Source organism: Photobacterium arenosum, from assembly GCF_014841115.1.
Taxonomy (GTDB): domain Bacteria; phylum Pseudomonadota; class Gammaproteobacteria; order Enterobacterales; family Vibrionaceae; genus Photobacterium; species Photobacterium arenosum.
On the sequence record NZ_JACYTP010000003.1, the window covers coordinates 101,953 to 120,326 of the forward strand.

18 protein-coding genes are annotated in these 18,374 nt (G+C 50.3%); 4 read left to right on the forward strand and 14 right to left on the reverse strand.

All coding sequences use genetic code 11. The features are described 5' to 3' along the window. Positions 1-95: 95 nt before the first annotated feature. A complete protein-coding gene (locus tag IFO68_RS06380) occupies positions 96-329 on the reverse strand; it encodes a hypothetical protein (protein ID WP_192015136.1) in 234 nt (77 codons plus the stop codon). Positions 330-580: 251 nt separating this feature from the next. Between IFO68_RS06380 and asd the strand changes: the two genes are divergently transcribed. Beyond that, positions 581-1,696: an aspartate-semialdehyde dehydrogenase gene (asd, locus tag IFO68_RS06385; protein WP_192015361.1), complete on the forward strand. Its 1,116-nt coding sequence runs from the start codon at positions 581-583 to the stop codon at positions 1,694-1,696. Between the two features lie 155 nt (positions 1,697-1,851). On the opposite strand, the gene sodB is transcribed toward asd, so the two are convergent. After that, positions 1,852-2,436 carry a superoxide dismutase [Fe] gene (sodB, locus tag IFO68_RS06390; protein WP_161455300.1) on the reverse strand — a complete coding sequence of 195 codons (585 nt, stop codon included), beginning with the start codon at positions 2,434-2,436 and terminating at the stop codon, positions 1,852-1,854. 320 nt (positions 2,437-2,756) lie between these two features. Between sodB and IFO68_RS06395 the strand changes: the two genes are divergently transcribed. Beyond that, entirely contained in the window at positions 2,757-3,098 is a 342-nt protein-coding gene (locus IFO68_RS06395; protein WP_027252810.1) for a Grx4 family monothiol glutaredoxin, read from the forward strand. Between the two features lie 77 nt (positions 3,099-3,175). On the opposite strand, the gene IFO68_RS06400 is transcribed toward IFO68_RS06395, so the two are convergent. The 4 genes from IFO68_RS06400 to rnt all read right to left on the reverse strand — a co-directional run bounded on the left by IFO68_RS06400 (position 3,176) and on the right by rnt (position 9,505). Beyond that, entirely contained in the window at positions 3,176-4,498 is a 1,323-nt protein-coding gene (locus IFO68_RS06400; protein WP_192015137.1) for a Na+/H+ antiporter family protein, read from the reverse strand. Between the two features lie 310 nt (positions 4,499-4,808). Beyond that, positions 4,809-7,268 carry a VolA/Pla-1 family phospholipase gene (locus tag IFO68_RS06405; protein WP_192015138.1) on the reverse strand — a complete coding sequence of 820 codons (2,460 nt, stop codon included), beginning with the start codon at positions 7,266-7,268 and terminating at the stop codon, positions 4,809-4,811. A gap of 39 nt (positions 7,269-7,307) precedes the next feature. Continuing rightward, the gene (locus IFO68_RS06410) at positions 7,308-8,555 is read right to left on the reverse strand and encodes an outer membrane protein transport protein (RefSeq protein ID WP_192015139.1); all 1,248 of its coding nucleotides are present in this window, start codon (positions 8,553-8,555) and stop codon (positions 7,308-7,310) included. Positions 8,556-8,845: 290 nt separating this feature from the next. Further along, entirely contained in the window at positions 8,846-9,505 is a 660-nt protein-coding gene (rnt, locus tag IFO68_RS06415) for a ribonuclease T (RefSeq protein ID WP_192015140.1), read from the reverse strand. A gap of 237 nt (positions 9,506-9,742) precedes the next feature. Between rnt and motY the strand changes: the two genes are divergently transcribed. Beyond that, positions 9,743-10,588, forward strand: a complete 846-nt coding sequence (gene motY, locus IFO68_RS06420) for a flagellar protein MotY (RefSeq protein WP_225445113.1) — start codon at positions 9,743-9,745, stop codon at positions 10,586-10,588. Between the two features lie 47 nt (positions 10,589-10,635). On the opposite strand, the gene IFO68_RS06425 is transcribed toward motY, so the two are convergent. Together IFO68_RS06425 and IFO68_RS06430 are read right to left on the reverse strand one after the other, a co-directional pair. Continuing rightward, the gene (locus IFO68_RS06425; RefSeq protein ID WP_161446505.1) at positions 10,636-11,079 is read right to left on the reverse strand and encodes a DUF2753 family protein; all 444 of its coding nucleotides are present in this window, start codon (positions 11,077-11,079) and stop codon (positions 10,636-10,638) included. A gap of 15 nt (positions 11,080-11,094) precedes the next feature. Then, positions 11,095-11,706, reverse strand: a complete 612-nt coding sequence (locus tag IFO68_RS06430; RefSeq protein ID WP_192015142.1) for a superoxide dismutase — start codon at positions 11,704-11,706, stop codon at positions 11,095-11,097. Between the two features lie 178 nt (positions 11,707-11,884). Between IFO68_RS06430 and IFO68_RS06435 the strand changes: the two genes are divergently transcribed. Then, the gene (locus IFO68_RS06435) at positions 11,885-12,229 is read left to right on the forward strand and encodes a hypothetical protein (protein ID WP_192015143.1); all 345 of its coding nucleotides are present in this window, start codon (positions 11,885-11,887) and stop codon (positions 12,227-12,229) included. A gap of 94 nt (positions 12,230-12,323) precedes the next feature. Here IFO68_RS06435 and gloA read toward each other — a convergent pair whose 3' ends face one another. The 6 genes from gloA to rsxC all read right to left on the reverse strand — a co-directional run bounded on the left by gloA (position 12,324) and on the right by rsxC (position 18,370). Beyond that, on the reverse strand, positions 12,324-12,716 hold the full coding sequence (gloA, locus tag IFO68_RS06440; protein WP_192015144.1) for a lactoylglutathione lyase: 393 nt from the start codon (positions 12,714-12,716) through the stop codon (positions 12,324-12,326). Positions 12,717-12,738: 22 nt separating this feature from the next. Beyond that, positions 12,739-13,380 carry an endonuclease III gene (gene nth / locus IFO68_RS06445; RefSeq protein WP_027252801.1) on the reverse strand — a complete coding sequence of 214 codons (642 nt, stop codon included), beginning with the start codon at positions 13,378-13,380 and terminating at the stop codon, positions 12,739-12,741. 115 nt (positions 13,381-13,495) lie between these two features. Beyond that, a complete protein-coding gene (locus IFO68_RS06450) occupies positions 13,496-14,200 on the reverse strand; it encodes an electron transport complex subunit E (protein WP_192015145.1) in 705 nt (234 codons plus the stop codon). 5 nt (positions 14,201-14,205) lie between these two features. Then, complete coding sequence (gene rsxG, locus IFO68_RS06455) at positions 14,206-14,838, reverse strand: electron transport complex subunit RsxG (protein WP_192015362.1); 633 nt, start codon at positions 14,836-14,838, stop codon at positions 14,206-14,208. 11 nt (positions 14,839-14,849) lie between these two features. Beyond that, positions 14,850-15,896: an electron transport complex subunit RsxD gene (gene rsxD, locus IFO68_RS06460; RefSeq protein WP_192015146.1), complete on the reverse strand. Its 1,047-nt coding sequence runs from the start codon at positions 15,894-15,896 to the stop codon at positions 14,850-14,852. Continuing rightward, entirely contained in the window at positions 15,896-18,370 is a 2,475-nt protein-coding gene (rsxC, locus tag IFO68_RS06465) for an electron transport complex subunit RsxC (protein ID WP_192015147.1), read from the reverse strand. Before rsxC ends, rsxD begins: the two co-directional genes overlap by 1 nt. Positions 18,371-18,374 lie beyond the last annotated feature (4 nt).

An 18,374-nucleotide genomic window follows, 5' to 3' on the forward strand; every position in this document is an offset into this window, starting at 1 on the left:
ACTCCTGATTATCTGCTTATTTTTGATCCTTTTCTCTGCCTTGGAATCCATCATTCTCGATGCCTTATTTAAGGTTTTTGCCTGTTGAGAGTAAATCAACCTTCTGATTGCGATAAAGTGATGAAAAGATAAATGAATACACGCTTTAGTGAATTAAAGAGTGTGAAAAACAGTGTTTTAGCTTTTGCAGGAAAATCATGATTTATTCCCTGAAAATCTAGCATCATCGCTCTGTTCAATGACATCAAATTAGCTGAATGCTCTAAAAAAACTGGTGCGCTCATCATGCTGCGCTGTGTTACAGCTTTGACACCAGTTAATTTTGGCATTTTGTTGCGTTGGTAGGGGCTTTGCTTTATGGTATTTAGCTATCTTCGGTTCATGGCCGTTGCGATAATGCAGAGTATTTCTGGCGCGTAACAGCCATGAATGTGGTTTTCAAAAACGTGATTGAAATGGGTATGCGGCTGTCAGTGTGTCACTGATGGCCTTTATTTGACCTGTTGCATACTGAGGTGGCTTTTCTCCAATCAATTTAGGAGGTGCCCAATCACGTCAACATGGAGTGTAGCAAGCTATGATGAAAGTTGGTTTGATCGGTTGGCGCGGCATGGTAGGTTCCGTGCTTATGCAACGTATGGTGGAAGAAAAAGACTTTGACCATATTGAACCTGTTTTCTTTTCAACCTCTCAGGTTGGAATTCCTGCGCCTGACTTCGGTAAAGATGCAGGCGTACTTCATGATGCATTTGATATTGATGCACTGAAGAAGCTTGATGCCATTATTACCTGCCAGGGTGGCAGCTATACCGAGAAGGTGTATCCGGCGCTGCGTCAGGCAGGCTGGAAAGGTTACTGGATTGATGCGGCGTCTACGCTGCGTATGGATGATCAAACCATCATCACTCTGGATCCGGTTAACTTTGATCAGATTCAGCAGGGTATCCACTCTGGCGTGCGTTCATTCGCCGGTGGTAACTGTACTGTCAGCCTGATGCTGATGGCGGTCGGCGGACTGTTTAAGGCAGGTTTGGTTGAGTGGATGACCTCCCAGACTTATCAGGCGGCGTCAGGCGCGGGTGCCAAGAATATGCGTGAGTTGATCTCTCAGATGGGTGTTATTAATGACAACGTTACCAGCGAGCTGGCTAATCCGGCCACGTCTATTCTGGATATCGACCGTAAAGTGGCGCAAGCCATGCGCTCTGCCGATTTCCCGACATCTGAGTTCGGTGTGCCGTTGGCGGGCTCTCTGATCCCCTGGATCGATGTGAAGCGTGAAAACGGTCAGAGCAAAGAAGAGTGGAAAGGCGGCGTCGAGACCAACAAGATTCTGGCAACCGGCAACAGCCCGATTGCGATTGACGGTACCTGTGTGCGTATCGGTGCGATGCGTTGTCACAGCCAGGCGCTGACGCTGAAACTGAAGAAGAACGTCCCGCTGGATGAAATCGAAGGTATTATTGCGTCGCACAATGACTGGGTTAAAGTGATCCCGAATGAGCGCGACATTACTATGCAGGAGCTGACGCCAACGAAAGTGACAGGCACTCTGTCTGTACCTGTGGGCCGTCTGCGTAAGCTGGCAATGGGCGATGATTTCCTGAATGCGTTCACTGTGGGTGATCAGCTGTTGTGGGGTGCTGCTGAGCCGCTGCGCCGTACACTGCGTATCATTCTGGCAGAGAAAGCCTGATTGTTTGATAATTCAGACCAGAGGTTATTGCTCAGTAAGTAGTGGGGCTGCCTGCTGAAAAATCAGCAACTGAACAATCAACAACAAAGAACCATAAGAAAAGGCCCGCACTGAATGTGCGGGCCTTTTGCGATCTTAACCGTTAGGTTTGAGAATTAAGCTGCCAGGTTATTAGCAACGAATTCCCAGTTAACCAGTGCCCAGAAACCGTTCATGTAGTCGGGACGCAGGTTACGGTAGTCGATGTAGTAAGCGTGTTCCCACAGATCAACAGTCAGCAGAGGAGTGACACCTGCTTCAGTCAGTGGCGTACCAGCGTTAGACGTGTTAACGATGTCCAGAGAACCGTCTGCTTTTTTCACCAACCAAGTCCATGATGAACCAAAGTTGTTGATTGCTGAATCAGTGAATTTTGCTTTGAATGCGTCAAAAGAACCAAACGCTTTAACAATGGCATCCGCCACTGCGCCAGTTGGCTCACCGCCGCCGTTCGGGCTCAGGCAGTGCCAGTAGAAAGTGTGGTTCCAGATCTGAGCTGCGTTGTTGAAAACACCGCCAGTCGAGGTCTTGATGATCTCTTCCAGAGATTTGTCTGCGTACTCAGTACCTTCGATCAGGCCGTTCAGTTTCACAACATAAGTGTTGTGGTGCTTACCGTGGTGGTATTCCAGCGTTTCTTGAGAAATGTGTGGCTCAAGTGCATTTTTCTCGTACGGTAGAGCAGGTAGTTCGAATGCCATTACTCGATTCTCCATATTGATGGTGTGGGCAGACCCACGACATTGCTTCCGTTAGCAGGCAACAGCCTGCGTCACTTCAAACTGTGTTTGTTATTGTATACAAGCGATAGGCTTGCGTGTTTGCAAATCATTTTAGCAAGTTTTTTCTTTATTAAAAGTAGTCTGAATGAAAAAGGTCGCTGCAAGCAGAAGATGGCAAGCAAGCGTTCAGACAAGTATAAGTCTTAACCTTACTTTTATTAGGCGTTTTTTTCCTTGCCGTGACAAAGTAGAATGTGGGTATCACACTTACTATAAAGCTAACGTTGTTAGAGGAAGCTATGGAAACCATCGACAAAATCAAACAGCAGATCGAAGAAAACCCAATTCTGCTGTACATGAAAGGATCACCAAAACTGCCGAGCTGCGGTTTCTCTTCACAGGCTTCTCAGGCACTGATGGCTTGTGGTGAAAAGTTTGCTTACGTTGATATCCTGCAAAACCCGGATATCCGTGCTGAACTGCCAATTTACGCGCAATGGCCAACTTTCCCGCAGCTGTGGATTGAAGGCGAGCTGGTTGGCGGCTGTGACATTATTCTGGAAATGTTCCAGAAAGGTGAACTGCAACCTTTGATCAAAGAAGCCGCAGCGCGTCGCGACAGTGCTGAAGCCGCAGAATAATTTCTGAAAGCTGCTGTACTGATAAAAAAAGACCCCGCACTGCGGGGTCTTTCTGTTTCTGCCAAACAATGAGCGGCTTACAGCATCATGGAAGCCAGCCAGCCAAAGGCTATCAGCGGCAGGTTGTAGTGAATAAAGGTCGGCACAACTGTGTCCCACACGTGCTCGTGCTGGCCGTCAGCATTCAGACCGGCTGTCGGGCCCAGGGTTGAATCCGAGGCCGGCGATCCGGCATCACCCAGTGCAGCAGCAGTACCGACCAGCGCCACAGTCGCCAGCGGCGAGAAGCCAAAGCTCAGACATAATGGCACATAGATAGTCGCCAGGATGGGAATGGTCGAGAACGATGACCCTATGCCCATAGTCACCAGCAGGCCAACCACCAGCATCAGCAGGGCAGCCAGCGCTTTGTTGTCGCCGATGGCATGAGACAGCGAACTGACCAGGGTTTCCACCCCGCCAGTGGCTTTCATGACTGCCGCAAAACCGGCAGCCGCAATCATGATGAAACCTATCATTGCCATCATGTGCACGCCTTTGGTGAACACGTCATGGGTATCTTTCCATTTGATCACACCGGCAAGGGTAAACACCATGAAACCGGCCAGACCACCGATGATCATCGAACCACTGTACAGCTGAACGCCCAGAGCGGCCGCGATAGCAATCATGGCCACATAAACATGCTGCATGTTGATCTCAGCGTGCTCCGGTTCGCTGGCCAGGATTTGCGCTTCAGAATATTCCCGTGGTTTGCGGTAGCTGACAAAGGTGGCCAGCAGCAGACCAAACAGCATGCCGGCCGCCGGCAGAATCATGGCATAAGGCACCTGGCTGGCGGCGACATCCAGGCCATTGTCATGCAGGTTTTTCAGCAGGATATTATTGAGGAAAATACCGCCAAAGCCCACAGGCAGCACCATGTAAGGTGTCACCAGACCAAAGGTCAGTACGCAGGCAATCAGGCGGCGATCCAGCTTAAGTTTGGCGAACACATGCAGCAAAGGGGGAATCACAATAGGGATGAAAGCAATGTGCACCGGAATCGCATTCTGCGATGAAATAGACAGCAGCAGCAGAATGGTCAGCACTGAGTACTTCACCCCGGTCGCCGCTGCCGCATTATGATGGCCGCTGATACGTTTGATGACTTTTTGTGCCAGTACATCCGTAATACCCGAACGGGAAATGGCAACGGCGAAGGTGCCCAGCATGGCATAGCTCAATGCTGTGGTAGCACCGCCGCCCAATCCGCCTTCGAAGGCAGAGATGGTATCTGTGAGGGAGAGCCCTCCGACAAGTCCGCCGAGGATGGCACTGAAGGTCAGTGCGACCACGACGTTGACTCGCATCAGCGCCAGCACCAGCATGACGCAGACGGAAATAACGACAGGATTCATAAAACGACTTTCCATTGATAGTTGTGTTATTGCATAACTGAATAATCATGCTATCCAGGCTGCAATGTGCAGGCCGTCTAGTTTGCTGAAAATTTCTTACATGTCGAGAAAAAACTATGCTCAGGGTGGGATTTTTAGCCGGATATAGTGAAAGGTAAATCAGAATACAAATGAACGGCTGTCTGATACTGACTCGATCAGGTTGTTCAAAGCGATTCGGGATAGGTTTTTTGTTATGCAAAGGCAATTCAGCAAAGATAAAAAAGGCCAGCGGAGCTGGCCTTTGGAACTTGAGAGATAACAGCAGGTGTTATGGCATGGTTGTCATCAGGCTGGAGTTACTCACTGTGATGTTTCCTTCGGTCAGGAAGGTTTTTGCCTGCGCTTGCATTTCGGTTGTGGTTGCAGGGTCAGCGGCTGGATCTGCAATCGAACTGTGATTGCCGCTGACAAAGATGCCTGCAGATTTAGTGACACTTGATACAGTATTTTCAAACTGTTCGAAGCCGCTGTTGATCAATGGCAGTGTACCGCCAAACGGTGAATAGATAACATCCGTTTGTGGATTCAGACCGTTTGGAATCACGCTGTCGTCAACCACCATAGTCATATACTGCTGTGTCTCATCCGAAACCTGACCAATCAAGTTGATCGGGTCCACGGTATCTAGAACAGACTGTGCCGCATAAGCGAACAGAGCAATTTCAGTAAACAGTTCAGTGCGTTGCGCCTCGTTCATCTTAGTTGTTACAAAAGTATCAAAGCAGGTTTGTGCTGTTTCAGGGGTTATGCAGGCACTCTGACTATAGGTTTTGTATAGCTCGTTTCTGCTCGCCAAGAGTTTACTTTTCACCAATGGGCCAAAGCTGTCGGAATTCAGCAACAGATAAGCGATTCCGGCGCCTGGGTTTGCATACTCAGCACGGTTAACAGTAAACGCGCCAGCTTCCAGAGCGGTGTCTGTGGTCACTGGCTTATTGGCTGTGGCCGTGAAACCAATACCCGTCATTGCACCCAGAGAATGCCCGATGTAACTCACACCAACCAGATTGCCTGTTTTATCCACCGGTGAAAGCAAAGTGAGTGGTGCTGTCGGGTTTGGTGAACCAGCTTGATTCATCTGGAACTGTAAGCCAAGCGCAGTACGTAAACTGAGCGTATCAATGATGGATTCGCGGAAGTTATCTCGCGCCACGTTCAGATAAGCCAGGTTCATGTAAACATCTGGTGTTGATTGACTGGTTACATGCACAACATTATCGCCACTGTCTTTGATGCCGCGTGAGCCATGTAATGGATGGTCGATCGCAATCATTGCCATGCACTTATCGTCGATAATGCCGGGTGCTAATGCCAGAACAGAATCCTTATTACCGGTAATACCATGTTGGTACATGGTGACTGGGATACCTGTCTGATTCGTGAGTTCTGTGCCACAGTTTGCCAATGCTGGCATGACCAGTGTATAAGGCACACTCTCCATCGATTTTAGCTGAGGAATCGGACTGTACTGGGTGATGAGACGCTCAGGGTCTAATTGACTGCCATTAGCTAAGGTCAGTTTGGCCCCGGTTAAAGCGGAAATGACCTTCTTCTGGATGTCTGCATCACTGCGAACCATTGCCAGATCAGTTGTCGAGATTGATGGTGTCAGTGCAGCTAATTGTTGGGCTATTGCAGCTTTATCAGCATCTGTTCCGTTTTTAAGCACGTGGGTGATTTTCGCCAGACTTGGCATGCCGCTCTGCCACGGAGTGGTCATCCAGGCATCATTAGCGTCTGATTTGTTGAGGAAGTAGGGGATCGAAACTGTCCCTTCATGGGTTGTCAGGCCAATAGTGGAATAAAGCGTCTGTACCGCTGCAGGTACTAGGCCAGTGATGTCAAGGGCTGTTGGGGCTGTGAAAGTAAACATTCCCGTTGTATCGACATTATTCGGGTTCGCCGTCCCTTTCCAGACAGCATTGGCAGTACCGCCTTTACCAATGGCCTGTGCGGCTAGCGCAATGGCACCTTTGGTGGCAAACAGAACATCGCCAGCAGATGTAGTTGTGAACCAGCTGGAGTAAATGATTTTGTTCTGCGCAACACCTGTCGTTACTGCAATGGTTTGCTCAACTGCGTGGGTGATTGCCTGAGCTGGCACCAACTTTTCTGATGGTACGCTGCCCTTGGACTTCAGGCCGGCATACGTATTGGTCATACCAACTGGATTTCCTTTGGCATCCTTTAGATCATTGGTTACAGCGAACATATAGTTACTGGCCGGATCCAGAGGTTTCAATGGTAATACAGTTAGTGTCTTACCCGAGACGCGGACCATGAAGTCACCATCGGCAGCAGACAGTTGAACGGGTTGCGTACTGTCGGCGCTGTTTGTTGGATCGCCTGATTTGATGAGCACGAATCCGTTGGCAGCGGTGTTGGCATCTAAATCGTTTCCGGTGAAGTCAATCACAATTGGTTGTGTGGTGCTCCAGCCATCAGCTTTGCCCAGTGCGACTTGAGGATCGGCAAGATTAGCAGGGTTGCTTGCTGAATCGTCGACACTCAATGTCCCGTCTTTTTGATCCATTGCCAGGAAGGTTGGCTTGATGATCACTGGATTGTTGGGGTCCGAAATCAGATCAAACGCAATTTTTGTTTCGGCATTGAGGCTGTTTTTAATATCCGGATCGATAGTCGGCGTACCGCTCAGGCCTTGTTCGTCACCACAACCGTAAAGTGAGAAGCTGGATGCAACCAGCAGGGCAAGTAATTTTTTGTTCATATTTTATCCCTAAATTCTGTTCAACTGATAGCGATTGGCTTAGAAGCTGTAGTTCACCTGGCCGGAAGCGATAATCGCGCCGCCACTGGACTCAAAGGTGTCGCCGTCTTCGGTGAAAGTCAGTTCATCGGCGATCAGGTAAGCGATGCCGGCATCAAACGACAGATTTGCGTTGTAGTTGTACGTCGCACCTGCTGTAAACCAGTTACGGTCGGTATCGGGAATGCTCAGGGTTGGTTTACCAGCCTGTTCATCAAAGGCATAGCCACCGCGTACTGTCCATTCTGTGTTGATGTTATAGGTTGTACCAATCGCATAACGGAAGGTGTCGTCATACTTTTCATCTTTCAGCAAACACAGACCTGCGCTGCCGTCGTATCCTGGTACGCATTGATCCCCTGTTGCGCGCAGCTCTTCAAATTTGCTGTATTGTGTCCATTGCACGCTATAGTGGACCGCCCACTGATTGTTCAGTTGATGGAAACCGGAAAATTCAGCAATAGCAGGAAGCACCACGGTTAAGTCACCCGGTACAGTGTTGTTGGGAGAGCCAGTGATACGGCCTGTGTAGTCGGTAAAATCACCTTCAAAGTCCATATCGGTCTGTGAGCGGTAGCTGAGGCCAAAGCGGTTGTTATCGTTCAGTTCAAACAATGCCCCCACGTTCCAGCCAAATCCCCAGGTATCACCTTCCATATTGACGCTCTTATCGCTTGGATCGGCGCCCGGAATAAATACTGCGAGATCACCTAAGAAGCGATTCAACTCGGCTGAACCATAAATTGCGCTGACACCTGCGCCCAGGCTCAGTTGCTTGTTTACACGATAAGCAATACTTGGGTTGAAATTCACAGTAATTAGTGACGTCTCGCCCGCAGATGAACCTGCATGGAAAGAGGGATCGTAATCTGTGGTGACACCGTAGTTAGAAAATAGGGCCAGACCAAACGCCAGCTTGTCGTTGATCGGCTGAATATAGTAACCGGCAGGAACAAAGCCCGGAGGTGCAATGTCATTGGCTTTTTGGTCACGATTAACGCTGTCGACATCGATTGCCGGGTCAACAATGCTTAAGCCACCCGAAAGGGCGCGCTGCTTGAACATGGTCGATGCGGCGGGGTTACGGGCCAGCACTGCGGCGTTATCGGCAATCGCGGCTTCACCGGCGAAAGCCCGGCCTAAACCGCTGGCGGAGTGTTCAGCTACCTGGAAACCAGCACTTTGCGCCTGGAGGGATGTCAGCGCGGCGGCTACGGCGAGTGCGGTTACATGAAATCTTTTGGACATTCTGCTGCCTCTCTTGTTGTTTATTATTGATATGCTTCGCGTTCTTCAATCCACGAAAGAATGGTGAATCAGCTTGTAGACTCGGAGTATAAGGATTCGCTACGCCAATGTTAACCATATGTAACAGGGTGTTTGAGGTGTAGTAAGGCTATTTGTACGGTGTATTATTTATCTGTGTTTTAAACTCATGTTTAATTAATTTCGGACGTTTGTTTCATTTTTGTGAAAAGGCCCAGCAAGGCTGGGCTTTGGTAGGAGGTCTGATGAGTGTTTCTGTTTCAGGTCTGACCTTAGGCTTCTTCTTCTGTTTGAAGTGCCGCGACTGGCCATCCACCTAATTTTTTCCATTTGTTAACGATCTCACAAAATAATTCTGCGGTTCGTTCGGTGTCATAGAGAGCTGAATGCGCTTCTTTGTTACAAAATGGAATATTCGCTGTTTCACAGGCTTTAGCCAGCACCGTCTGACCGAACGCCAGGCCACTCAGTGCCGCGGTATCAAATGTGGCAAAAGGATGAAAGGGAATGCGCTTTAGCTTGGCCCTTTCAGAGGCGGCCATGACGAAGCTGTGATCAAAGTTCGCATTATGCGCTACCATGATGGCGCGGGAGCAGCCTTCTTCTTTTTGTTCTTTCCGTATGACTTTATAGATTTCTTTCAGGGCTTCTTCTTCCGTCACCGCGCCACGTAACGGGCTGAACGGATCTTTGATACCGTTAAAATCCAATGCTTCCTGATGGATAACCGCACCCTCAAAAGGCGTAATGTGAAAATGCAGTGTGCTGGCAGGTTTGAGCCATCCTTCTTCGTCCATGGTCAGGGTGACAGCACAAATTTCAAGCAGGGCATCAGTGTTGGCATTGAAACCGGCCGTCTCTACATCTACAACGACAGGAAAGAAACCACGAAAGCGACTTTTCAGGGTATTTAATGTGTTTTCTTGGCTCATGATAATGTTGCTGATAAAAATGAGGCCAGCATTATGTCAGATCTGGTTCAGAAGCTAAACCCTTGCCGCTAAGGTATGACGGCAGGGCACTGATACTGGGAGGTTGCCAGAAAGATAAACTGCGGCTAAAGATTTTGCGACAAAATCCGATACAATACCCAGTACTTGCAAGTAGGTTATACCGGGATGATAAAAATGACGTTGCCATTGAAGCTGGGGGCTTGGTCTTTAGCACTGATGGGTGCCTGTTCGCCAGCTTGGGCAGGAAAATATTATGTTGCGACGCCCGGGGAATCTACCTGGGAGATGGTGGTTGATACGCCTCTGGAATGCCAGTTGCAGCATGCCATCCCGAATTTTGGTCAGGCGCAGTTTACATCCCGTGCCAGTAAAAAAATGAACCTTGATTTTGAACTGAAAATGCGTCGCCCGCTGGGACAGACCAGTAATGTCAGCCTGGTGTCTATGCCTCCGCGATGGCGGCCCGGTGATGCGGCTGAACCGTTGACGCGACTGAAATTCTTTAAGCAGTTTGACGGTTATGTGGGCGGGCAGATGGCATGGAACATGTTGTCGGAACTCGAAGAGGGGAAAATACCTACCTTCAGTTATCAGGACTGGCAGCACAGAAATGAAAGGATTGAAGTCGGCCTGTCTGCCGTGGCATTCAGTGCGGGTTATAAGACTTTCAGTACCTGTCTGGCCAATCTGCTGCCTTATAATTTTGAGGATATCTCTTTTACTGTGCTGCATTACGATAAAAACAGCGATGAGCTGAACAAAGCCTCACAGAAGCGTCTGGCGCAAATTGCGGATTTTATTAAGTACAGTCAGGACATCGATCTGATCCTGGTCGCGACTTACAGTGATTCCTCTGGCGGAAAAAATACCAACCAGTCTTTATCAGAGCGCCGTGCAGAAAAGCTGGAGCAGTATTTTGTCTCTTTGGGTCTGCCTAAAGATCGGATAGAAGTTCAGGGGTTTGGTGAGCGACGTCCAATTGCGGATAACAGTACTCCGCTGGGGCGCAATAAAAACAGGCGTGTTGTGATTTCCATGGGCCGGACTTCCAGCCTGATGTGATTCGGTATTCCCTCATTCACGTGATCGCGAATGAGGGAATAGAGTGCTCATTGCAAGCGGAACCTGGCAATAAGCTCACACTGGTTGCTGGTGGTGATATGCGCCACCTGTTTTGCCACTTTGGGGTTAGGGTGGCGTTTTAGAAAATCGATCAGCGCTGACTTACAGCAACCCAAAGAGCTGATGAAGGCTTCACAGTCACGGTTCGGGCATTGTGGAATCAGCGCCATAATCTGTTCGGATGCCAGTTGCAGATATTTCAGCTCGTAGTCGCCGTCTCCCTGCTTTCGCCAAAAACTGGCCATGTTGTGACAGGCAGTCACTTTAATGGCCAGCAATTCTTCCAGCTCATCCAGACTCCCATCGACAGGTTCCAATTGCTGCGATTCAGACAGAGCAAGCTGATAATGGATCACTGACATCATGGGTTTATGGTCTTTCTCTGCTTCTGCTGCCAGCAAGGTGTGCATTTCCCACCGTGACACATTCATGAGTACATTTCCTTCTTATTGATGAAGTGCATCCAGGTAATGTTGTTCTACCTGATCCCAGTCAACCACCTGCCACCAGGCACTGATGTAGTCGGGACGCTTATTCTGGTACGTCAGGTAATAAGCATGTTCCCACACATCGAGTGTCAGGATTGGAGTACCGCGGTTTTCCACCACATCCATCAGGGGATTGTCCTGATTAGAGGTTGAGGAAATCTCCAGTCGCCCGCCAGTGACAGTCAACCAGATAAAACCTGAGCCGAAGTGAGCTGCAGCGGCGTCTGAAAAGGCGGTTTTAAACTCATCAAAGCTGCCGAAGTGGCATCGAATCGCTTCTGCCAGCAGGCCGACAGGCTGCCCGCCACCATTGGGTGACATGCACTGCCAGTAGAGGTTGTGATTGTAGTAGCCCCCGCCGTGATTTCTGACCGCAGGACTGAATTCGGAAACCCGTGAAAAAATGTCTTTAAGGGTGAGTTGTTCGAGATTGGTGTTTTCAATGGCGCTGATGAATTTTTCAAAGTAGGTTTTATGATGACGGCTGTGGTGCACTTCCATGGTTTTGGCATCAATATAGGGTTCGAGCGCATCATAGGGATAGGGTAATGCTGGGAAAGTAAATGACATGTGGTTTCCTCCTGTATTTAGTAAATAATAATGAGATCGTTTCTCATTATCAATAGTGGCGAGTCATCTACTTATACCAGTTCTCATTATTGAAGAAGAGAGATAGCCAAAACACGCTAGATTGATAGAAGCAAGGATCGTTGATCCGACATAACAATAGAAAAAGCGTGGTGAAAAAATGAAACGGCAACTCTTGGCTATGGTGATAATGATCGCCGCTTCTTCCGTCTTTGCGGATGACAAAGACATAGTGAATAGCGGCTTAGAAACAATGAAAGAAGAGGTGGCGGCAGCGACTCAGGCTCAGCTCATCACTAAGGAGCAGGCAGAGGAGATGGGGCTGAATCGGTCAACCACTTATGAGGTGTTCAGCTCTATCAGCGCAGACAATCTGACTGATAATGTGGTCGACAAACTGAAAGAATCGAAAATGCCGTATTACTCAGTGGATGTCATAGATACTGGTAATCAGGAAGAAAATTACCGGGCGGAAGTGACGGAATATTTTGGCAAAGTGGAATAGCCACTCATCGGTGTTATCGTGCGTAACTGTGATCGTGCGTAACAAGAGGGCAGAAACTATTCTGCCCTCTTTGCGTTTCGTGTTATCCGGTTTATCAGCTGCGCTGAATCAGTTCAATCTGATAGCCGTCAGGATCGCGAACAAAGGCAATGTGCGTTGTGCCGCCTTTAACCGGGCCCGGTTCGCGGGTAACGTTCCCCCCTGAAGCTTTAATGGCTTCACAGGTGGTATAGATATCATCGACACCAATGGCGATGTGGCCATAAGCGTTGCCCATGTCGTACTCAGTGGTGCCCCAGTTGTAAGTGAGTTCGATGACTGCCCCTTCGGATTCATCCGAATAACCGACAAAAGCCAGGGTGTACTGGTAGGCTTCGTTATCCGACTTTCTTAACAGCTTCATGCCCATGATGTCTGTGTAGAAAGCGATAGAACGGTCAAGATCACCCACGCGTAACATGGTGTGCAGAATGCGTCCGTTTGCCATTTTTTTCTCCTCAGAGTAGAGCTTATTCAGCGGGATAGACTTTGTCTTTGAATTCACAGAGATCTTCAATAATGCAGCTACCGCAGCGGGGCTTGCGTGCCACACAAGTGTAACGTCCATGCAGGATCAGCCAGTGATGGACATCGACTTTGAATTCTTTCGGCACCACTTTCAGCAGCTTTTGTTCGACTTCGTCGACATTCTTGCCCATGGCGAATTTGGTGCGGTTGGACACACGGAAGATATGGGTATCAACAGCGATAGTCGGCCAGCCAAAAGCGGTATTGAGCACGACATTGGCGGTTTTACGGCCGACGCCCGGCAAGGCTTCCAGCGCTTCACGGTTTTCAGGGATTTCACCGCCATGCTTCTCAACCAGAATTCGGCAGGTTTTGATGACATTTTCAGCTTTAGAATTAAACAGACCTATGGTCTTGATGTGCTCTTTTACACCCTCGACCCCCAGCGCCAGCATGTCTTCCGGTGTGTTGGCAACAGGATACAGCCTGGCGGTGGCTTTGTTGACGCTGACATCGGTTGCCTGCGCTGACAGCAATACGGCTATCAGCAATTCAAACGGGTTGCTCCAGTGAAGTTCCGTTTCCGGGTGCGGGTTATTAGCCCGCAATCGCTCAAGGATTTGAACGCGTTTCTGATTGTTCATGCTCGCTTCCTAAGTTCGGCAGGGCAGGTTACTGGCACAGATAGAAATTGTAGGGAATGCCAATTACCGAGATCAATGTTGCTGAGCTTTCATCATAATGAAAGGCTCGTAAAAATCAGTTCGCAGAGGTAATACGAACCCGCTCGATCTCGGGTTTTTTCTCTGCGCTCTGTGTTCTCTCTGCCTGCTTTTTGTCAATAATGTTCTTCAGGGCAATCAGGAAGCCGACACCAATAAAGGCGCCCGGTGGCAGCATCGCCAGCAGGAAATTGTTCTCTGTGCTGAAGACTTCTATCCGCAGCACCGACGCCCAGTCACCCAGCAGCCGGTCGGCCCCGTCAAACAAGGTGCCGTTGCCTAGAATCTCACGTCCTGCACCCAACACCACCAGTACAGATGTCATGCCCAGCCCCATCCAGAGCCCGTCAATCACGGCTGGCATAGGTGCATTTTTTGAGGCAAATGATTCGGCGCGACCAATGATGATGCAGTTGGTCACTATCAGAGGGATAAAGATCCCCAGGGACAAAAACAGACCGTATGTGTAAGCGTTCATCAGCAACTGGACACAGGTGACCAGCGCCGCAATGATCATCACAAAGATCGGAATGCGGACTTCGTTTGGCACCCACTCCCGAATGAGAGACACAATCAGGTTAGAACCCACTAACACCAGAGTAGTGGCAATGCCCAGTCCAAGGGCGTTGGTGACCGTGGCTGAGACTGCCAGCAGCGGGCATAATCCCAGTAGCTGCACGATAGCCGGGTTGTTGTGCCACAGCCCGTTAGCCATCAGTTCGTTATTTGGCGTTGAACTCATTTTGCTCAGGCTCCTTCGCAGTTAGCCGGTTGAGTAAACAGCGTATCCTGATGCTGGTTAAAATACAGCGACACTCGCTTAACGGCATTCACCACGGCGCGCGGGGTAATAGTGGCGCCGGTAAACTGATCGAAGTCACCGCCGTCTTTACGTACAGCCCAGGCAGCGTCTTTCTCACCGTTAAGTTTGCGTCCGGTAAAGCTGTAAATCCAGTCAGTGATCCGAGTGTCAATTTTATCGCCCAGTCCCGGTGTTTCCTGGTGCGCCAGTACGCGTACCCCGGTGACTGTACCTGTCATATCCAGCCCGACAATCACCTTAATGGCACCGCTATAACCATCCGGCGCGATGGCTTCAATGGCAACACCATTCGGTTGACCGTCTTTGGTCGCCAGATAGGCTGGCATCGGCTCGCTGGTGCCAAGGTACGCCGGATCGCTGATCAGAATACAGCTCTTGTAGAGCTCGTTGTCATGATTCTCTTTCGGGATTACCTGGTTGAGCACCTGCAGCAGTTGCTTTTGTTCCTGCTCTTGGATACGCGACGCGGTGACCTGATGCGTCAGGGCGACCAGGGCAGTGGCAAGCAAAGCTGAAATAGCCAGAATACCACCGTTTTTTTTCATGTTTTTCAGTATCATGGGCGCTCCTAGGAATGACCGTAAGTCCGCGGACGGGTGTAGTAATCGATCAGCGGAACACACATATTGGCCAAGAGTACGCTAAAGGCAATGCCATCCGGGAAACCACCAAAAGTGCGGATCAGGTAGGTCAGAATACCAATCATGGCACCGAAAATAAGGCGTCCGCGCAGGGTGGTGGATGCGGAAACGGGATCCGTGGCTATGAAAAAGGCCCCTAACATAGTCGCCCCTGAAAACAGGTGAATCAAGGGAGACGCCGCACCATCCGGACTGATTATGTACCCCAGAAAGCTGATCACGAAAAGAGCCGAAAGCATGGCGACCGGAATCTGCCATTGAATAATCCGTAGCTTCAGCAGTACTAAACCGCCGAGAAAGAAACCCAGATTGACCCAGGTCCAACCGATTCCCGCCAGCGCACCAAAGACCGGGCTTTCCATTGCTTCTGATGCGGTAAAGCCCGCTTTCATTGATGTTTTAAGGGTATCCAGCGGCGTGGCCATAGTCACGCCGTCAATACCGTTACGCAGCTGGTGGACACTGAAGCCATCTGCAGTAAATCCGGTAAAGATCACATGCAGGCTTTCCATCAGAGTCACCGGATGATCACTGATTGAAGCCGGCGGCAGCCAGGATGTCATAGGAACCGGGAAGGAGATCAACAGCACCACATAAGCGACCATGGCCGGATTAAACAGGTTCTGCCCCAGTCCACCGTACAGGTGTTTGGCAACTATGATGGCAAAGAAAATACCAATAACGGCTATCCACCACGGTGCCAGAGGCGGTATGGACAGACCCAGCAGAATCCCGGTCAATAACGCGCTGTTGTCCCGAACCTGACGAAGAGGGCGTTTACGTATTGTCAGGACAAGGCATTCAGCCAGTACAGCCAGCGATCCTGCGAATAAAACCTGAAAGACAACACCCCATCCGAAAAAATACCACTGAGCGGCAAATCCAAGGCCGCAGCAGAGAATGACATTTCGCATGATGTCATTGGTGCTGCGACGGCTGTGTGCATGGGGAGAACTGGCAATATTAAAAGCCACTACTTGTTTTCCTCGTTGGGTTTGTTGTTGTTATCCGCACTCTTCTCAGCGGCTTCTTTCTCAGCCGCTTGCGCCGCTTTACGGGCTTTGGCGCGGGCAATGGCTGCTGCAACCGCGGCTTTTTTCGGATCGGCCTGAGCGTCAGTTGTTGCCTGCTCGTCTGGCGCGGCTTCAGCCGGTTTATCAGCCTGCGATTCTGCTGCCTGGGCCGCTTTACGGGCTTTGGCGCGGGCAATGGCTGCTGCAACCGCGGCTTTTTTCGGGTCGGCCTGAGTGTCAGTTATTGCCTGCTCGTCTGCTACTGCATCAGCCGGTTTATCAGGCTGCGATTCAGCCGCTTGGGCCGCTTTACGGGCTTTGGCGCGGGCAATGGCTGCTGCAACCGCGGCTTTTTTCGGGTCGGCCTGAACGTCAGTTATTGCCTGCTCGTCTGCTACTGCATCAGCCGGTTTATCAGCCTGCGATTCTGCTGCCTGGGCCGCTTTACGGGCTTTGGCGCGGGCAATGGCTGCTGCAACCGCGGCTTTTTTCGGATCGGCCTGAGTGTCTGCTGTTGCCTGCTCGTCTGGCGCAGCTTCAGCCGGTTTATCAGTTTGTGGTTCAGCCTGCGATTCAGCCGCTTGCGCCGTTTTACGGGCTTTAGCGCGGGCAATGGCGGCCGCGACCGCCGCTTTTTTCGGGTCGCCCTCTGACGGCCTGGCTGCTTCTGCTTCAGGCGCGGCTACCGGCGCATCAGCTTCAGCCGCGGCTTTGGCCGCTTTCTGTTCCCGGGCCTGCCGTTTACGCTCTTCGCGCAGTTTTGCCATTTCACTGTTGTCTGGCAGGGCTGTGTCACCCGGTGCAGCTGATTGTGCTTTTGCCTGCGCTTCAGCCTGCTTGGCTTTGGCTTTGGCAATCGCGGCGGCCACGGCAGGTTTCACCTCAGTACCGGCATCCGCTTCTTTTTTCGCTTTTACCCGAGCAATCGCAGCGGCCACGGCATCATCGCCTCCTTTGGCTGCCATGTCTTTACGGCGTTGCTCAGCCGCTTTCTGGAAGCGTTGCTCACGTTCTTCTTTTTCCCGTTCCATCCGGGCGTTTTTGGCCTCGAAGCGCTGCTTGGCACGCTCGGCACTTAATGCATCCTGTTTCCTGTGGCGGATTTCCGCTTTGGCCTGGCGGTAATAGTGAACAAGAGGAATTTCGCTGGGGCAAACATAGGCGCAAGCCCCGCATTCTATGCAGTCGAACAGATTATATTCTTCACATTTGTCATAATCGCCGTCTTTGGCATACCACTGTAATTGCTGGGGTAACAGGGAAACCGGGCAAGCTTCTGCACAGGCAGTACAACGGATACAGGACATTTCATCGCCCGGCGCACTGAGCTCTTTGCGACTTGGCGCAAGTATGCAGTTAGCCGTTTTGGTGATGGGGACTTCAGTATGCGGTAAGGTAAAGCCCATCATAGGGCCGCCCATAATTACGCGAGGCTGTTTTTTGTCGATTTTATAGCCATAGCGATTGAGCAATGCCTGCACAGGAGTGCCAAGTAAAGCCCAGGTATTACAGGGAGTACTGACGGTCTGGCCCGTTATCGTCACCACACGCTGAATAAGCGGTTCGCCGTCAATGACGGCTTTCTTTATCGCGTGCGCCGTGCCGATATTTTGCATCATAATGCCAATATCCGCCGGGATCCCCTGAGTTGGGACTTCTCTTCCGGTCAGAATTTTGATCAGCTGTTTTTCACCACCCGACGGGTATTTGGTCGGGATCACTCGGATTAGTATACTGTCTTGCTCTTTTACCGACTGAGTCAGTGCTGCAATCGCTTCCGGCTTATTATCTTCAATCCCGATGACGGTCATTTTGGGTTTGAGGATATAACTGATGATGCGGATACCTTCCACAATCTCATCGGCATAATCCTGCATGAGACGGTCATCGGCTGTAATATAAGGCTCACATTCCGCGGCGTTAATGATCAACAGATCCGTTTTACCTGACGCGCTTTGCAGCTTGCGCGCGGTAGGAAAGCCAGCGCCGCCCATACCGGAAATACCACAGCTGCGGATATGCTCAATCAGATCAGCCGGTTCGCTTTCAAGGTAGTTGGTAATGGTGTTTTTAGTGCCCCAACTGTCTTTTCCATCGGGTTTGAGGATGATGCAGCGATCAGATAAGCCGGAAGGGTGGGCTATGGTTCTTGCCTCAATGGCAGCAATGACACCCGATGTTGGTGCATGTACCGGTACGCTCAGAGCGACATCGGTATGCGTCAGCGCCTGGCCTTTCAGCACCTTATCACCCACAGCAACAGACAGACTACCGACTGCGCCCAGGTGTTGCTTAAGCGGAATGACCAGCTCATCCGGTAAAAAGGCTGCTGAAACCGGGCTTTGGTTTGAGAGTTTTTTTTGTTCTGGCGGATGGATACCACCCGGAAAATCCCAAAGCTTTCCTAATTTGAGTTGTTCAATAATAGACAGCATGACG